Below are 16,027 nucleotides of genomic sequence, written 5' to 3'. Positions count from 1 at the left end.
GTGGCATCCTTGCGCTCATTATCTCTGTTGAAAAGTAGCCCTCTATGCCTGAATCTAAAAAGTCACCTTTTATCCTTGTTGATGGTTCTTCCTATCTGTTTCGTGCGTTTCACGGTTTACCACCACTAACAAATTCAAAAGGTCAGGATACTGGGGCCATTTATGGTGTGGTTAACATGCTTAAAAGTCTTATTAAGCAATATAACCCAACACATATGGCAGTGATATTTGATGCCAAAGGCAAGACCTTTCGAGATGATATTTATCCCGAGTACAAAGCCAACCGTCCAGCCATGCCAGATGAGTTGAGAAGCCAGATTGAACCTCTTCATACTATTATCAAAGCAATGGGCTTACCGGTAATTGTTGAGCCAGGTGTAGAAGCCGACGATGTTATTGGCACCTTTGCAAAACATGCCACCGAAAAAGGTATTGATACTGTTATTAGTACCGGCGATAAAGATATGGCGCAGCTAGTTAACCAACACATCACGCTTATCAATACTATGACTAATCAGGTTATGGATGTTGAAGGAGTAAAAACCAAGTTCGGGATCCCGCCAGAACTAGTGATCGACTTTTTGGCATTGAAAGGCGATAAGGTTGATAACATTCCGGGCGTTCCAGGCGTAGGTGATAAAAGTGCCCAAGCCCTTCTTAATGGTATTGGCGGCATAGACGATATATATCAAAATCTCGATAGAATTGCCGATCTGTCGTTTCGAGGTAGTAAGTCGATGGCAGCGAAAATGGCAGAGTACGAAGAGCAGGCTCGCCTATCTTATACCCTAGCTACTATTAGCGTAGACCTAGAACTGGATTACGATATAGAAGCCTTAATGCCGACAAGCGCCGATAATGAAGCATTACGCGATCTATTTGCAGAGTACGAATTTAAACGTTGGCATTCGGAAGTGAGTGCGCTCCTCAATGCTGGTGAATCTGGATCTTCTGAAGCACAGGCCTCGGATAGTAAAGCTTCTAGCAGCGAGGATAAAACCTCAGAAAGCGCTTTCTCAGACGTTGAGTCGATCGACAAATCGCAATATGAAGTCATTTTTGATGAAGAGCAATTTTCTGCATGGATAGAAAAACTAAAAAAAGCTGACTTATTTGCATTTGATACAGAAACTACAAGCCTCAATTATATGGAGGCGGAAATTGTCGGCGTTTCATTCTGCATAGAGCCAGGTAAGGCAGCATACGTTCCTGTAGCACATGACTACCCTGATGCTCCTGCGCAATTATCAAGAGACCTTGTTCTCGATGCACTAAAACCTATTTTAGAGTCTGAATCCGCAATAAAGGTAGGACAGCACATCAAGTACGATAAAAACGTACTTGCGAATTACGACATTACCCTTAACGGAATTGGCTTCGACACTATGCTAGAAAGCTACATGTTGAATAGCACTGCACAGCGTCATGATATGGATTCACTAGCCCTCGCTTATCTAGGGCACAAAACTATACATTTTGAAGACATTGCAGGTAAAGGAGCGAAGCAATTAACGTTTAATCAAATCGATTTAAATGAAGCAGGCCCATATGCCGCCGAAGATGCAGACATTACTCTGCGTTTACACAATGCGATTTGGAAAAAGCTAGAGCCTATCGATTCACTTAAGCGCCTTCTTATCAACGTTGAAGTACCATTGGCATGCGTATTGTCTCGTATGGAACAGCAGGGAGTATTAATTGACAGCCAGAAACTCGGACAGCAAAGCCAAGATTTAGCGACGCGTATTGCTGAACTTGAAAAAGAAGTTCATGAAGAAGCTGGAGAATCTTTCAATTTAGGCTCTACAAAACAGCTCCAGCATATTCTATTTGAGAAAATGTCTCTGCCTGTAGTTAAAAAGACACCTAAAGGTGCGCCATCGACATCAGAGGACGTACTGCAAGAGTTGGCGTTAGAATATTCATTACCGCAGAAGATTATGGAGTACAGAGGCTTAACAAAGCTGAAAAATACCTACACAGACAAACTGCCTAAAATGATAAATCACCGTACCGGAAGAGTGCATACGTCTTATCATCAAGCTGTTACTGCAACGGGTAGATTATCGTCTACAGATCCTAACTTGCAGAATATTCCAATTCGAAATGAAGCAGGTCGCCGTGTAAGGCAAGCTTTTGTTCCTCGAAAAGGAAACAAAATTGTAGCTGCGGATTATTCTCAAATTGAGCTTCGCATTATGGCGCACCTATCGGGAGACAAAGGTTTACTAGACGCTTTTGCCCAGGGAAAAGATATTCATAAAGCAACAGCAGCTGAAGTTTTCGGTATTGCACTTGATGATGTTACCACTGACCAGCGTAGAAGCGCGAAAGCCATTAACTTTGGTCTTATTTATGGTATGAGTGCTTTTGGCTTGGCAAAACAACTCAATATTCCGCGTAACGAAGCGCAGAAATACATGGATTTGTACTTCGAGCGCTATCCCGGTGTTCTCGACTATATGGATAGTACTCGAGAAAGTGCAAAAGATAAGGGTTACGTTGAAACTGTATTCGGACGCCGTTTATACCTACCTGACATTAAAGCAAGCAACGGAGCGCGACGAAAGGGAGCCGAGCGAGCGGCTATCAATGCGCCAATGCAAGGAACTGCAGCAGACATCATTAAAATGGCGATGATTAAAGTGGATGACTGGATTGCAAAGAATGCCAGCGACGATGTGACAATGATGATGCAAGTACACGATGAATTAGTCTTTGAAATAAAAGAAGACAAAATTGATAACTATGTCGATACGATTAAAGCACTTATGGAAAGTGCTGCAACGCTTAATGTACCTCTTAATGTGGAGGTAGGCATTGGTGAAAACTGGGATGAAGCTCACTAATTGCAACTTCATTTCTTATGGCGCCAAACTTAGTTTAGCGTCATAAATCATCAATTTAAGTAATTTGATTACAACTTAATTAATTAAGATGGATGTAAATTACGCATTTTTAGTAATTAAATTACAAATCAGTCTTGCCTTTTTGTGCCTTTATTGTAAAATTGCACATGTAGGGTACAGAGGTGAGAAAGCTGTTTTCAAACCTTTGCTTTAACCCCGGTCATTTGCCGGGGTTTTTTTATGCCTGAAGAAAAGTGGCTGGCACAGCAAAAACTAGGCGGCCTAGAGGAACTTTTTTATTATTTTCTGAGTTAATTGAACTTTCTGTATCAGCCCTACTCTATATCTACGGTTTTTATGTGTTTTCTCTCATTCAATGCCTCACTTTTTGTGGGGCATTTTTTTTTGCCTATTAAAAACTATGCTTCGGCCTCTTCATCGCTTTCTGGCTGAATCCTACCAAACCAAAGGTCTAGCATACGCTCCAATTCCGGCAAACCATGACGATTAAGAGAAGAAAACGTGTTTACAGTAACATCACCCATAAAGGCCAATGCTGCTTCCTGCGCCATCATAAGCTGTGCTTTGCGCTTCCCAGATTTTAATTTGTCTGCCTTGGTAAGTAACGCAAGCACCGGAATACCTGCATCAACAGCCCAATGGATAAGATCTTGGTCTAAATCTTTAAACGGATGGCGAATATCCATTAAAACCACAAGGCCTTTAAGTGACTTTCGTTTCTGCAAATACTCACCCAGCGACTTCTGCCATTTTATTTTCGTTGCCAAGGGTACTTTGGCAAACCCATAACCTGGTAAGTCCACAAGTCGCAGGTTGTCTTCTAACTCAAACACATTGATTAACTGTGTTCTTCCTGGGGTTTTACTGGTTCTTGCCAAGTTCTTTTGGCGAGTTAATGTATTTAGTGCACTTGATTTGCCCGCATTAGAGCGACCAGCAAACGCAACTTCAATACCCGTATCATCTTTCAAATGACGGATATCAGGTGCACTGGTAAAGAATGTTGCTTTGGTGTAATACGACATCTAGACTAACCTCCACATGCGTCATACCGTCTGGTTTACAACTTTTTAATATTAAAACAGACTAAAACCCTTAGATTTATCATGGAATAGGTTTTTCTGACGCGTTAAATGTGTAAAATACGTATGATATCACGTATATCACGTATATAACGCGAGCCGTTGGAACCATTTAAGAGATTATTTATGAAAAAACTGTGTTTGTTGGTTTGTTTGTCGCTAGGTTTAAGTGCCTCTGCAGTAGCAAAAGGTGATGCAGAAGCAGGCAAAGCAAAGTCTGCTGTGTGTGCAGCCTGCCATGGCCCTGATGGCAATAGTATGATTGACATGAACCCCAAATTAGCTGGGCAACATGAAAAATACCTTGTTAAACAACTTACTGAGTTTAAGCTTGCGTCACAAACTGGTGGCGAAGAAGGCCGTAACAATGCGGTAATGAATGGAATGGCAGCGCCATTGTCCACACAGGATATGGAAGATTTAGCGGCCTACTTCTCAAGTCAGGAAGCTACACCAGGTGAAACCCCTGAGCAGTATATTGAGGCGGGTAAAGCGCTTTATCAAGGCGGTGACGAAGAGCGTGGCATTACTGCATGTATTGCGTGTCACGGACCACAAGGTAATGGATCATCACTTTCAGGCTTCCCCGATATCAGTGGCCAACACGCAACCTATACTGCGTCGCAGCTAAAATCATTTCGCTCTGGCCAGCGTCACAACAGCATGAATGGCATGATGCGCGATATTGCGATGAAGTTGACAGACGAAGACATCGAAATCTTATCTAACTATGTCGCTGGTTTACATTAAGTTTTTAAAAAATCTTTGTCGTTGTTAAATTTTTGTTACTCCAAAAGTTGTATTTTAGAATTATTAGTGTAATCTAACGGCATAGTTTGTTGCAGCCTTTGTAGGCTTTCAGACTAAATAACAAGAATAATAATAAAATACCCCACGGAAGATTGGATAAAGCGCCAAGAAGGCCAAAAACAAAAATAGCGCTCTGCTAATAAAAAAAATAAGGGGAGCACGGCTAGGGAAGCATAAAGCGCAGCGATGTGTAAATAACGGGAGAGGTGTCATCTGACACTCATTCAAAATAAGGTGATGGTGCAAACCATCACCTTTTTTTCTTTTTAGCGCTAACTAATTATTTTTCTCAATATGCAATGTCCACTTTGCTTCGACTCCAACACTATCTTTTATCACCAAGATAACAAACGCACATACTTTCAATGCAAATGCTGTAAATTAGTGTTTGTCTCTCCTGAGTGTTTACCTAGTACCGGTGCCGAGAAGAGTGAGTACGACAAGCATGAGAATAGCTTTGAAGACGATGGCTATAGAACATTTTTAAGTAAACTTCTAACACCTCTATCAATTTATATTAAACCAAGCTCTTCGGCTTTAGACTTCGGCTGCGGGCCCGCTCCAGTATTAGCAGAATTGCTCAAGGAAAAGGGGCTAGAGGTTAGTATTTATGATCCTTTTTATGCGAATAATATTGAAGTATTAGAACAATCTTTTGATGTCATAACCTGTACTGAAGCCATAGAGCATTTTCATCAGCCCGCAAAAGAATGGTCTTTGTTCAATTCTATGCTTAAGCCAAACGGCATTCTTGCCATCATGACAAAAAGAGTGCTGAGCAAAGAACGATTTAAACAATGGCATTATAAAAACGATCCCACCCACGTAAGCTTTTTCAGTGAAGCTACGTTCAATTATCTTGCGCAGAGAGACACATTTAGCGTTGAATTCCCCACTAGTGATGTCGTTTTGATGAAGAAGCTTTAACGAATTCGCGCTATAATAAGCAAGTCTTTTACTCTATTTCGTATTTGGAATATATGTCACGTTCAAAGAAATCTCGCAAAGTTGGTCTTATTGGTGTTCGCAAAGATCCAGACTTTAAGCCTAGTGAAAACAGTAAATCTGATACTCCTCGCCCTAAAAAACATAAGGGTAAGCCTGCTGGTAGCCGTCATAATGTTGAACAGGGCAAATCTGGCGGCGGCAAGAACAATGAAAAGAAAGATCCGCGCCTAGGCAGTAAGAAACCAATTCAACTGGTGAAAGCTAAAGGTGTGGCGCCAACGCCAGTAGAAAAGAAAAAGTATGCCACTCCAGCCCAAGAATTAGCAGCCTTAGAAGCCGATCAGCGGCTCTCGGACTTGCTTGACAAGCTAGATGCAGACAAGTCTCTTTCTAAAGAGCAGCAGCGTTATGTTGACGAAAAAATGGCACGCCATCGTATTCTGTGTGACCTACTTGGTATCGTTGACGAAGACGATGAAGAAGAAATCGATCCGTTTGATGAATTAGACGCTATTAAGATAGACGATTTCAAGAACTAGAACGGGATAACTAAATGCTGTGGGTTGTACTAACTGGTGTCGCGCTAGTTGTTATTTTAGGGCTTGGGTTTTATGCAGGCAGACTGCTATTTCTACTCAAACAACAGAAAAAACGCAAAAACGACGCGACGAACGCGCGTATAGCTAATATCACTGAAAGCATCATTCTGATTTCCAAAGCCATGGAGCAGCAGCAGTGCGATTTATCTGAAGGCGTTATTAGAATTGTGAATTTATTAAATGCGCTTCCGCTAAACAACCCGCCTGACTTCAAAGCTAAATTTCCGCATACTTATGCGCTTTTTGTCGAGATTAGCGGCTTTGCAGTGTTAGAGGCTAGACAACAGCTATCCAAACAAGAAAGAAGAAAGCAAGACAAAGCGCGAGAGCAAATAGAATCTGAGTACGAATCTAAGGTACTCGATGAGTTACCCGGCGTTAAGACCTTCTGCGAAGCACTTGTTTGAGACAACTTCTACAATCCGTTCAAAAGTAATATAAAGCAGTGTGGTTTCCATACTGCTTTTTTTATTAAACACCCTCTGAGCCAGCACACCAATTTTAAATGCCTTTACTAATTGCCATGGCTTTTGTCCGCTCATAGCAATGGCAATGTTTTTCATGATCGTTCACCATGCCAACCGCTTGCATAAACGCATAACAAATTGTTTCACCAACAAAACTAAAGCCCATTTTCTTCAATGCCACCGACATGGCTTTTGACTCTTTTGTTGATGTTGGAATGTCATCGAATTTTTCCCATTCGTTCACTAATGTGTTACCACCGGTAAATTGCCAGATAAATGTATTAAATGGCTGGGTTTTTTCTATCTCTAAAAAGCCGCGTGCATTTTTAATAATGGACTGTATCTTAAGTTTATTCCTAACAATCCCGCTGTTTTGCATCAGCCTTTCTACATCTGCATTATCCATTTTAACGATGTCTTGAGGGTTGAAATGACAAAACGCTTCCTCATAATTCCGCTGTTTTTTTAAAATGGTCAGCCATGATAGCCCGGCTTGCTGTCCATCAAGACAGAGTTTTGCAAACAAGGATTGGCTATCAGTTTCAGGCACGCCCCACTGTGTGTCGTGATAAGCCTGATAAATTGGGTCATCGCTAACCCATGCACATCGCTGTATTGATTTTGTCGTCATGAAAATAAATCCTTGCTGTAATACCAGACCGCATAGATGTCTTCACTGCTTTTTTTCACACGTTACACCTACATACTCTGCGTCACAAATTGTATACTATCCCATCTTTATTTAAGTCAGTTAACCAATAAGCAGCGGATGTATGCAGAAATACGACATTAAAACCTTTCAAGGGTTAATTCTAGCGCTTCAAGATTACTGGGCGCGACAAGGCTGCGTAATAATTCAGCCTTTAGATATGGAAGTGGGTGCAGGTACCTTCCACCCTATGACCTTCTTGCGCTCGCTAGGGCCAGAGCCGATGAGCAGCGCCTATGTTCAGCCGTGTCGTCGGCCCACAGACGGCCGTTACGGTGAGAACCCGAATCGCCTTCAGCACTATTATCAGTTCCAAGTCATGCTGAAACCCTCACCAGACAATATTCAAGAACTGTACCTTGGCTCTTTAAAAGAGCTAGGCTTCGATCCGCTAGTTCATGACATTCGCTTTGTAGAAGACAACTGGGAGTCACCTACCCTTGGTGCTTGGGGTATAGGCTGGGAAGTATGGCTTAATGGTATGGAAGTCACACAGTTTACTTATTTTCAGCAAGTCGGTGGGCTTGAGTGTAAACCGGTTACTGGTGAAATCACCTATGGTCTTGAGCGCCTAGCTATGTACGTTCAAGGCGTTGATAGTATTTACGATTTAATATGGACTGACGGTCCGCTAGGTAAAGTTACCTATGGTGATGTTTTCCATCAAAACGAAGTAGAACAGTCTACCTTTAACTTTGAACATGCCAATGTCGATGCATTGTTTAGAACATTCAATGAATGTGAAGCGCAAAGTAACGTTTTAATTGAAAACAACCTGCCACTTCCTGCTTATGAACAGGTAATGAAAGCATCTCATGCATTTAACTTGTTAGACGCGCGACACGCAATATCTGTTACTGAACGTCAACGTTATATTTTACGAGTACGCACGTTGGCAAAAGCCTGTGCAGAAAGTTATTACCAAGCTAGAGAAGCATTAGGCTTTCCACTTTGCAGTAAGGAGGCATAGACGTGCGCACGGAAAATTGTTTAATTGAATTAGGAACCGAGGAACTTCCGCCAAAAGCGTTAAAGTCTCTAGGAGAAGCTTTCGCACAGCAGTTCGAGTTGGCACTGAGCAGCGCTAACCTTCCCTTTGGTTCCGTAAATTGGTTTGCGGCACCAAGACGTTTAGCTGTATACGTTTCAGACTTGGCAGAGAGTCAAGAGGATAAGACGGTTGAGAAGCGTGGCCCTGCAGTATCTGCAGCATTTGATGCAGATGGAAACCCAACAAAAGCTGCACAAGGTTGGGCTCGCGGCAACGGTATTGATATTGCGGATGCGGAACGTCTGGTAACTGACAAAGGTGAATGGCTGCTCCACAAGGCTCATGTCGCAGGACAAAGCATTAGCGCATTATTAGAGGGGCTGGTAAATCAAACTATAAGCAAATTGCCAATACCAAAGCCTATGCGGTGGGGAAGTTATTCAACGCAATTCATTCGCCCTGTACACACTCTTTGCGCACTTTATGGCAGTGAAGTTATCAATATCACAGCGCTCGGCCTTTCAAGCGGAAGAACAGTTCAAGGACATCGTTTCCATGGTGAAGCACGATTTGAACTAGACCACGCGGATAACTATGCAAAGGCTCTTGAAGCACAGTATGTTATTGCGGACTTCAATGCTCGTAAAGATAAAACCCGTCAAATATTAGAAGATGCCGCGGCTGAATTATCTCTTACGCCAGATTATGATGAAGAACTTCTAGAGGAAATCGCGTCGCTCGTTGAGTGGCCAGTAGTGCTCAAGGCTGGTTTCGATGAAGGCTTTTTGTCTGTGCCAAAAGAAGCTCTGATTTATACAATGAAAGACGATCAGAAATATGTACCGCTTCTTGACGCAAATGGCGACTTGGTAAATACCTTTTTGTTCATAAGTAATATAGAAAGTAAGGATCCGACCCAAGTTGTTTCTGGGAATGAAAAGGTTATCCGCCCTCGCCTTGCCGATGCTGAGTTTTTCTACAACAGCGATAGAAAGGTTTCTTTAGAAAGCCGTCTAGACAGTTTGGCCTCAGTTCTGTTTCAAAAGCAGCTTGGAACACTTAAAGAAAAGTCAGAGCGTATCTCTCTACTGTCTGGATTTATTGCTAAGAAAATTAATGCGAACGAAGAAAACGCGAGTCGTGCTGGCCTCCTAGCAAAAACTGACCTTATGTCAAATATGGTAATGGAATTCCCTGACGTACAAGGCGTGATGGGTAAATACTACGCGTTAAATGATGGAGAAGACACTGATGTTGCGCAGGCACTCTATGAGCAGTACCTACCTCGCTTTGCCGGTGATACGCTTCCAAGCAACGGTGTTAGCGCCGCTGTAGCGCTGGCAGACAAGTTAGACACCCTTGCGGGCATATTTGGTATAGGCCAATTACCAAAGGGCGATAAAGACCCGTTTGCGCTTCGTCGCGCGGCCATAGGTGTGCTACGTATTATCACCGAACTATCACTGCCACTCGACCTAAACGATCTTGTTGAAAAGGCAATAGATGTATACGGAGATAAGTTATCTAATAAAGACACTAAAACGCAGGTAGTAGACTTTGTATTAGGCCGTTTTAATGCGCTACTGCAAGATCAGCAGGTTGCAATTGATGTTATTCAGTCGGTTGCCGCTAAACGTCCTACCAAGCCCTCAGATTACCTAGCTCGAGTTAATGCTGTAGCGCAGTTCAAAGCCCTTGAAGAGTCAGAGGCATTGGCAGCAGCAAATAAGCGAGTTGCCAATATTCTTTCAAAGCAAAAGGTTGATACTGGTACCTCAGTAAATATTGAGACAGCTTTGTTAACTGAAGAGTCTGAAAAAGCACTCTACGAGGCATTGGTTGCGTCGGAGCAAAAAGTAACTAGTGCGTTAGCACAGCAAGACTATACGCTGATTTTAACTACCTTAGCCACGCTGAGAGAAGCCATTGATAGCTTCTTTGATAATGTAATGGTGATGGCAGAAGATGAAGCGGTAAAGCAAAACAGACTTGCGTTATTGACACTTTTAAGGCAACTTTTCCTTACTACCGCAGATATTTCAATACTTGCGAAGTCTTAGGCAAAGTTAGTGAGTTAAAATCTCATTAAACAAAAGCCCAACGACACCGTTGGGCTTTTTTTTGGAGTAAAAGTGAAAAAGCTAATTTCTGTATTATTTTGTTGTTTAACCTTAACTGCATGCTCAAGTAAAAGTGGTTTTAATATTCCCGAAATTATCCCCTCTGCCCCGGTAATTCAGTTTAAAAACCTTTACCTAAGAGGTGTATTTAATTGGTGGGAAGCAGATCCTAATTATCGTTTTATGAAAAATAGCAGTGGCTGGGTCGTTGATGTTGAATTAATTGCCGATGGCCAGCCCTATGACTTCAGACTATCAGATGAAAAATGGTCGCCTTCACAGAGCTGTGGTGGCAAGTATAAGGGCCAGCCTGTCATGCTATCTACAACAGTATATTTAGTTTGTGAGCAAAGTTCACAAAACCTTCAGTTTACTCCTTCTTCTACAGGCACCTATCGATTCACTGTTCGTGAAGCAGGAGAAAAAGAAGTAGCACTTACAGTGAGTAAGTTGTAGGTACATTAAGATTGTCAGCATTAGATATTTTTCTTTAGTGGCGGTCACGCACGAGTGAAACTATTTCGAGCACCTGTTTATTTCTAAACACGCTGTCCATAAGGCTCTTTTAGCCAAAGCAATCGGGGTTTAATAGACACAAAAAAGGCGATTTTCAATAAATCGCCTTTCTATTCTTAACGCTTACTTTGCAAATTATTCACTACACGTCTAAGTTTGCCACTTTCAACGCGTTGGCTTCGATAAACTCTCTTCTTGGCTCGACCTGGTCACCCATTAGAGTAGTAAACAACTGGTCACAGCCAATCGCATCTTCAATCGTAACTTGAAGCATTCGGCGACTTTCTGGGTCCATGGTTGTCTCCCAAAGCTGACTAGGATTCATTTCACCTAGACCTTTATAGCGTTGAATGTACTGACCACGCTTCGCTTCATTCATTAACCAATCTAACGCAGCTTTGAATGAGTCAACAGGTTGCTTACGCTCACCGCGTTGAATAAAAGCTTCCGGCCCCATCATATCGTTAATCGCAAGATTTAAGTCACGTAGGCGTGCATATTCATTAGAATCGATAAACTCTCTATCAATAATATACTCGTAGTCGATACCATGCATACGCATGATAATTGTAATGTAGTATTCACTTAACTCCTGATCGCGTCTGATTTCATAACGGTATGTTGCGCCGTCATTTTCGCGTTCAGTTAATTGTGCAACAAAATGCTTAGCAACATTCTCCAGCGCATCTTCGTTTTTCAAATCTTGTACATCAAGAGTCGGCGTATAGAGCATTCTATAAAGCATAGATTGAGGCATGATTCGCTTCATTCGAGTAATCATTTTTTCAACTTGCTGGTACTGCTTAACAAGATTCTCAAGCCCAACGCCAGTAATACCTGGGTCATCAGAGCTAGTATGTAACGAAGCGCCGTCTATAGCGATTGACGTTAAATAATTTGTCAGTGAATCGTCGTCTTTAAGATACTGCTCTTGCTTACCTTTCTTCACTTTATAAAGAGGTGGTTGCGCAATATACACATAACCTCTTTCAATAATCTCAGGCATTTGACGATAGAAGAACGTGAGTAGAAGCGTTCTGATGTGAGAGCCGTCCACGTCCGCGTCGGTCATGATTATGATGCTGTGATAGCGTAGCTTCTCAGGGTTATATTCATCCCTTCCTATGCCACAACCAAGCGCGGTGATAAGCGTTGCTACTTCTTGTGAAGAAAGCATCTTATCAAAGCGTGCCTTTTCTACGTTTAGGATTTTACCTTTAAGAGGAAGAATAGCCTGATTTTTTCTGTTTCGACCCTGTTTGGCAGAACCGCCAGCCGAGTCACCCTCCACTATGTAAAGTTCGCTCAGTGCTGGATCTTTTTCTTGGCAATCCGCCAGTTTCCCTGGAAGTCCCGCTAAATCTAAAGCGCCTTTTCTTCTCGTCATATCACGCGCTTTACGTGCTGCTTCACGGGCACGTGCTGCGTCAATAATTTTGTTCGCAATAATTTTACTTTCAGACGGGTTTTCTAATAAAAACTCAGCAAGCTTTTCGTTCATCGCTGATTCTACGACAGGGCGAACTTCTGAAGATACTAGCTTATCTTTTGTTTGTGAGCTGAATTTAGGATCGGGTACTTTAACCGAGATTACTGCGGTCAATCCTTCTCTGGCATCGTCGCCACTGGCATTGGTTTTTGCTTTTTTGTTTAACCCTTCCTTCTCCATGTAGTTATTTAACGTACGCGTTAAGGCACCACGGAAACCAGCTAAGTGACTTCCGCCATCGCGCTGGGGAATATTATTGGTAAAACAAAATACGTTTTCTTGGAAACTATCGTTCCATTGCATAGCCACTTCAACGCTAATACCATCTTCACGCTCGGCACTGAAATGAAATACTTTTTGATGAATAGCCGTCTTTTTATCATTGAGATATTCAACAAACGCTTTTATACCGCCTTCGTATTTGAAGTGGTCCTCTTTACCATCTCTTTCATCTTTCAGCTTAATTGATACGCCAGAATTCAAGAATGAAAGTTCGCGTAATCGTTTGGCTAGAATTTCGTAGTGGTAAAGTGTATTAGTAAATGTTTCTTCGCTTGGCCAGAAGCGGATCATTGTTCCACTTTTATCTGTATCGCCAGTTACGGCTAGTGGTTCTTGTGGAACACCATGCTTATATTCTTGCTCATGTGCTTTACCGCCGCGACGGATGCGTAACTTGAGCCGGCTTGAAAGTGCATTTACAACAGAAACACCAACACCGTGGAGTCCACCAGAAACTTTATACGAATTATCGTCAAACTTACCGCCAGCATGCAGAACGGTCATTATTACTTCTGCGGCAGAAACACCCTCTTCTTCATGAAGCTCTGTTGGTATTCCTCGGCCATCATCAGATACAGAAACAGATCCGTCGCTGTGTATGAGTACGACGATTTCAGAACAGTGTCCAGCAAGGGCTTCGTCGATTGAGTTATCGACCACCTCGAAAACCATGTGATGCAAACCGGTGCCGTCATCGGTATCACCAATGTACATACCCGGACGTTTTCTTACAGCGTCTAATCCTTTAAGTACCTTAATACTGGACGAGTCGTAGTTGTTCTCTTCTGACATACTAGCTTTTACTCCTCTTTCACGTTTCCATGTTCCACGTGAAACATTTTCTTTTCGTTATATTTTTGTATAAATTCGAGTTGAGTGGACTCAATTGCAGTAACGAAAACCTGCGTGTCCATTCGTAATAACCCGTCAATAAATTGTTCTCTTTTGTCGGCATCTAATTCAGCACCGACGTCATCTAACAGAAAAATGCTTTTTCTATTTGTAGAGGTATTAAATAATTCTGTTTGTGACATTTGTAACGCCGCGACAGCCATTCTAAGCTGACCTCGGGATAACAGCTCTTGGGCATTAACACCGTTCACTTTAAGCTTAACATCAGCTTTGTGTGGCCCAGAAGAAGTATGTCCTATTTTACCATCATACTCTTTCTTTTTAACTAGGCTTTCAGATAAAGAAGCATCTTTTTCCCATCCTTTATAGTAACTCAGTTTTACTTCAAAGGTTGGCAAGAATTCTTTGGCGTATTTCTCAAAGATTGGAGTTAACGATTGTAGGTATTCTTCCCTTATCTCGGTGAGTTGCTCACCAAGTAGTGCAAACTGGCTCTCCCAATACTGATTTTCAGGTGCGGATAAATTAGCCTGTTGCTTCAACAACGCATTTCTATGCTTCAGGAACTTAGCGTACTGATTCGCAACCGATGAAAACTCATGTTTCACGTGAAACAATCCCCAATCACAAAATCGACGTCTCTCAGAAGGAGAACCAATAATTAAATCGGTACTCTGAGGTGTAAACAATTGAATAGGCACCAAGCTCACTAAATCTGACAATTTTTTAGAATGTTCACCATTGATACTACAAGTGAATTGGTCTCCACGCGTTCGCTGAAAGCCAATTTTTTGTTTTTCACCACTCTCATTGTGACAAGCTGCAAACACGCTAAATTCATTCTTTTCATGCTGAATGACAGCGCTGTGTTTATTTGTGCGAAAGGACCTACCAAAACCAAGATAATAGAGCGCTTCAATAAGAGATGATTTTCCGCTGCCGTTAACACCTCGTATAATGGTGAGAGCGGGAGACGGTGCAAAACTAATAGACGTCAAATTACGAAAATTCGCAATTTGAACCTGGTCTAATTTCATAGTAGAACTCTAAAGGGAACAAAAGCGATACATTGTTGAATAATGTACCGCTTTATCAATAGCAGAATTAATGATGCAGTGGACCTTAAAATGATGTCTATGCGAGATGCTCTATAATCTCAACTACAGACGCATCGGCATAATGACATACAGCGCTGCATCATCGGCATTGTCTTCAATTAACGCACTTGCATTTGAATCAGACAGACTCACTTTAACCATGTCAGAACTTAGTGAATTCAATACATCAATGAGGTAAGCAACGTTAAAGCCAATTTCAAGGTCGTCCCCTTCGTATTGAACGTCTACGTTTTCCTCAGCCTCTTCTTGCTCTGGGTTATTGGCAGTAATTTTAAGTTCGCCAGTTGCAAGATTTAAACGCACGCCTCTAAACTTTTCATTCGATAAAATTGCTGCACGTGAAAAAGCTTCTTTTAACACCGCTTTGCTGGCAATAATTTCTTTATCGCCATTTTGAGGAAGTACTCTGCGATAATCAGGAAAACGTCCGTCTACTAGTTTTGACGTAAAGATAAAGTCATTTGAAAAAATACGAAGATGATTTGCACCAATCTGTACCTTTAATGACTTATCGTCATCACTTATTAATCGAGATATTTCTAGCACCCCTTTACGAGGGATTATAACCTGGCGAGCGGGTAAGGCAGTTTCATAGTTAAGACGACAAAGAGCAAGCCTGTGACCATCAGTAGCGACAGTTCGAATGACATTTTCCTCAGTCTCTAATGACATACCATTTAGGTAATAACGCACGTCTTGCTGAGCCATTGAGAAACTAGTGGAATCGATAAGACGTTTAAGGTCGCTGCAAGATAGCTCAAACTCAACCTCACCTTCCCAGTCCTCTAGATTTGGATAGTCATTGGCAGACAACGTTGATAACGTGTAACGACCGCGCCCTGCTCTAATAAGTGCTTTACTGCCATCAATAGAGAAGTGGATGTCTGTACCTTCAGAAATGCCACGAATGATATCAAAGAGCTTCTTGGCAGGTACTGTTATTTCCCCTTCGGTAAATTCAGATTCAAGCTTAATACTAGAAATGAGCTCAACCTCTAAATCGGTGCCGGTTAGCCATAAAGCACCTTCGCTAACTTTTATCAGAACGTTAGATAAAATAGGCAACGTGTGTCTACGCTCTACAGCACCAGACACCAGTTGGAGGGGTTGTAAAAACTGTTCGCGGCTTATAGTAAATTTCATTGCAGTGCTATCTCGCCTCTAAGGTCGTATT

Annotated in this window: 13 protein-coding genes; 8 read left to right on the top strand and 5 right to left on the bottom strand. The window is 42.0% G+C overall.

Features of this window, described 5'->3' with window-relative positions; all coding sequences use genetic code 11:
- The first annotated feature begins 44 nt into the window (after positions 1–44).
- The gene (polA, locus tag GTW09_RS07805) at positions 45–2,849 is read left to right on the top strand and encodes a DNA polymerase I (RefSeq protein ID WP_163111375.1); all 2,805 of its coding nucleotides are present in this window, start codon (positions 45–47) and stop codon (positions 2,847–2,849) included.
- Between the two features lie 419 nt (positions 2,850–3,268).
- Here the strand turns inward: polA and yihA are convergent, their stop codons facing one another.
- Positions 3,269–3,895, bottom strand: a complete 627-nt coding sequence (gene yihA / locus GTW09_RS07800; protein WP_071978143.1) for a ribosome biogenesis GTP-binding protein YihA/YsxC — start codon at positions 3,893–3,895, stop codon at positions 3,269–3,271.
- A gap of 183 nt (positions 3,896–4,078) precedes the next feature.
- Between yihA and GTW09_RS07795 the strand changes: the two genes are divergently transcribed.
- The 4 genes from GTW09_RS07795 (at position 4,079) to GTW09_RS07780 (ending at position 6,716) form a co-directional block, all read left to right on the top strand.
- Positions 4,079–4,702, top strand: coding sequence for a c-type cytochrome (locus GTW09_RS07795; RefSeq protein WP_163111373.1), 624 nt, complete (start codon positions 4,079–4,081; stop codon positions 4,700–4,702).
- Positions 4,703–5,146: 444 nt separating this feature from the next.
- A complete protein-coding gene (locus tag GTW09_RS07790) occupies positions 5,147–5,689 on the top strand; it encodes a class I SAM-dependent methyltransferase (RefSeq protein WP_338024933.1) in 543 nt (180 codons plus the stop codon).
- Positions 5,690–5,742: 53 nt separating this feature from the next.
- A complete protein-coding gene (gene yihI / locus GTW09_RS07785) occupies positions 5,743–6,249 on the top strand; it encodes a Der GTPase-activating protein YihI (protein WP_163111369.1) in 507 nt (168 codons plus the stop codon).
- 14 nt (positions 6,250–6,263) lie between these two features.
- A complete protein-coding gene (locus GTW09_RS07780; protein ID WP_163111367.1) occupies positions 6,264–6,716 on the top strand; it encodes a DUF2489 domain-containing protein in 453 nt (150 codons plus the stop codon).
- 94 nt (positions 6,717–6,810) lie between these two features.
- Here the strand turns inward: GTW09_RS07780 and GTW09_RS07775 are convergent, their stop codons facing one another.
- Complete coding sequence (locus GTW09_RS07775) at positions 6,811–7,407, bottom strand: DNA-3-methyladenine glycosylase I (RefSeq protein WP_163111365.1); 597 nt, start codon at positions 7,405–7,407, stop codon at positions 6,811–6,813.
- Positions 7,408–7,549: 142 nt separating this feature from the next.
- Between GTW09_RS07775 and glyQ the strand changes: the two genes are divergently transcribed.
- From glyQ to GTW09_RS07760, 3 genes are all read left to right on the top strand, one after another.
- Positions 7,550–8,455: a glycine--tRNA ligase subunit alpha gene (gene glyQ, locus GTW09_RS07770; RefSeq protein ID WP_071978137.1), complete on the top strand. Its 906-nt coding sequence runs from the start codon at positions 7,550–7,552 to the stop codon at positions 8,453–8,455.
- Between the two features lie 2 nt (positions 8,456–8,457).
- Positions 8,458–10,536: a glycine--tRNA ligase subunit beta gene (gene glyS / locus GTW09_RS07765; RefSeq protein ID WP_163111363.1), complete on the top strand. Its 2,079-nt coding sequence runs from the start codon at positions 8,458–8,460 to the stop codon at positions 10,534–10,536.
- Positions 10,537–10,608: 72 nt separating this feature from the next.
- Positions 10,609–11,052 (top strand): hypothetical protein, encoded by a 444-nt coding sequence (locus GTW09_RS07760; protein ID WP_163111361.1) that lies wholly within the window; start codon positions 10,609–10,611, stop codon positions 11,050–11,052.
- Positions 11,053–11,254: 202 nt separating this feature from the next.
- Here the strand turns inward: GTW09_RS07760 and gyrB are convergent, their stop codons facing one another.
- The 3 genes from gyrB to dnaN form a co-directional block, all read right to left on the bottom strand.
- Positions 11,255–13,675: a DNA topoisomerase (ATP-hydrolyzing) subunit B gene (gene gyrB, locus GTW09_RS07755; RefSeq protein WP_163111359.1), complete on the bottom strand. Its 2,421-nt coding sequence runs from the start codon at positions 13,673–13,675 to the stop codon at positions 11,255–11,257.
- Positions 13,676–13,683: 8 nt separating this feature from the next.
- Entirely contained in the window at positions 13,684–14,772 is a 1,089-nt protein-coding gene (gene recF / locus GTW09_RS07750) for a DNA replication/repair protein RecF (RefSeq protein ID WP_163111357.1), read from the bottom strand.
- Between the two features lie 123 nt (positions 14,773–14,895).
- Positions 14,896–15,996 carry a DNA polymerase III subunit beta gene (dnaN, locus tag GTW09_RS07745; protein ID WP_071978129.1) on the bottom strand — a complete coding sequence of 367 codons (1,101 nt, stop codon included), beginning with the start codon at positions 15,994–15,996 and terminating at the stop codon, positions 14,896–14,898.
- Positions 15,997–16,027: the final 31 nt, after the last annotated feature.

The sequence above is a fragment of the Alteromonas hispanica genome (assembly GCF_010500915.1).
GTDB classification, from domain to species: domain Bacteria; phylum Pseudomonadota; class Gammaproteobacteria; order Enterobacterales; family Alteromonadaceae; genus Alteromonas; species Alteromonas hispanica.
Note: the sequence above shows the minus strand (reverse complement) of the source record. Positions and strands in the feature narration are given on the sequence as shown.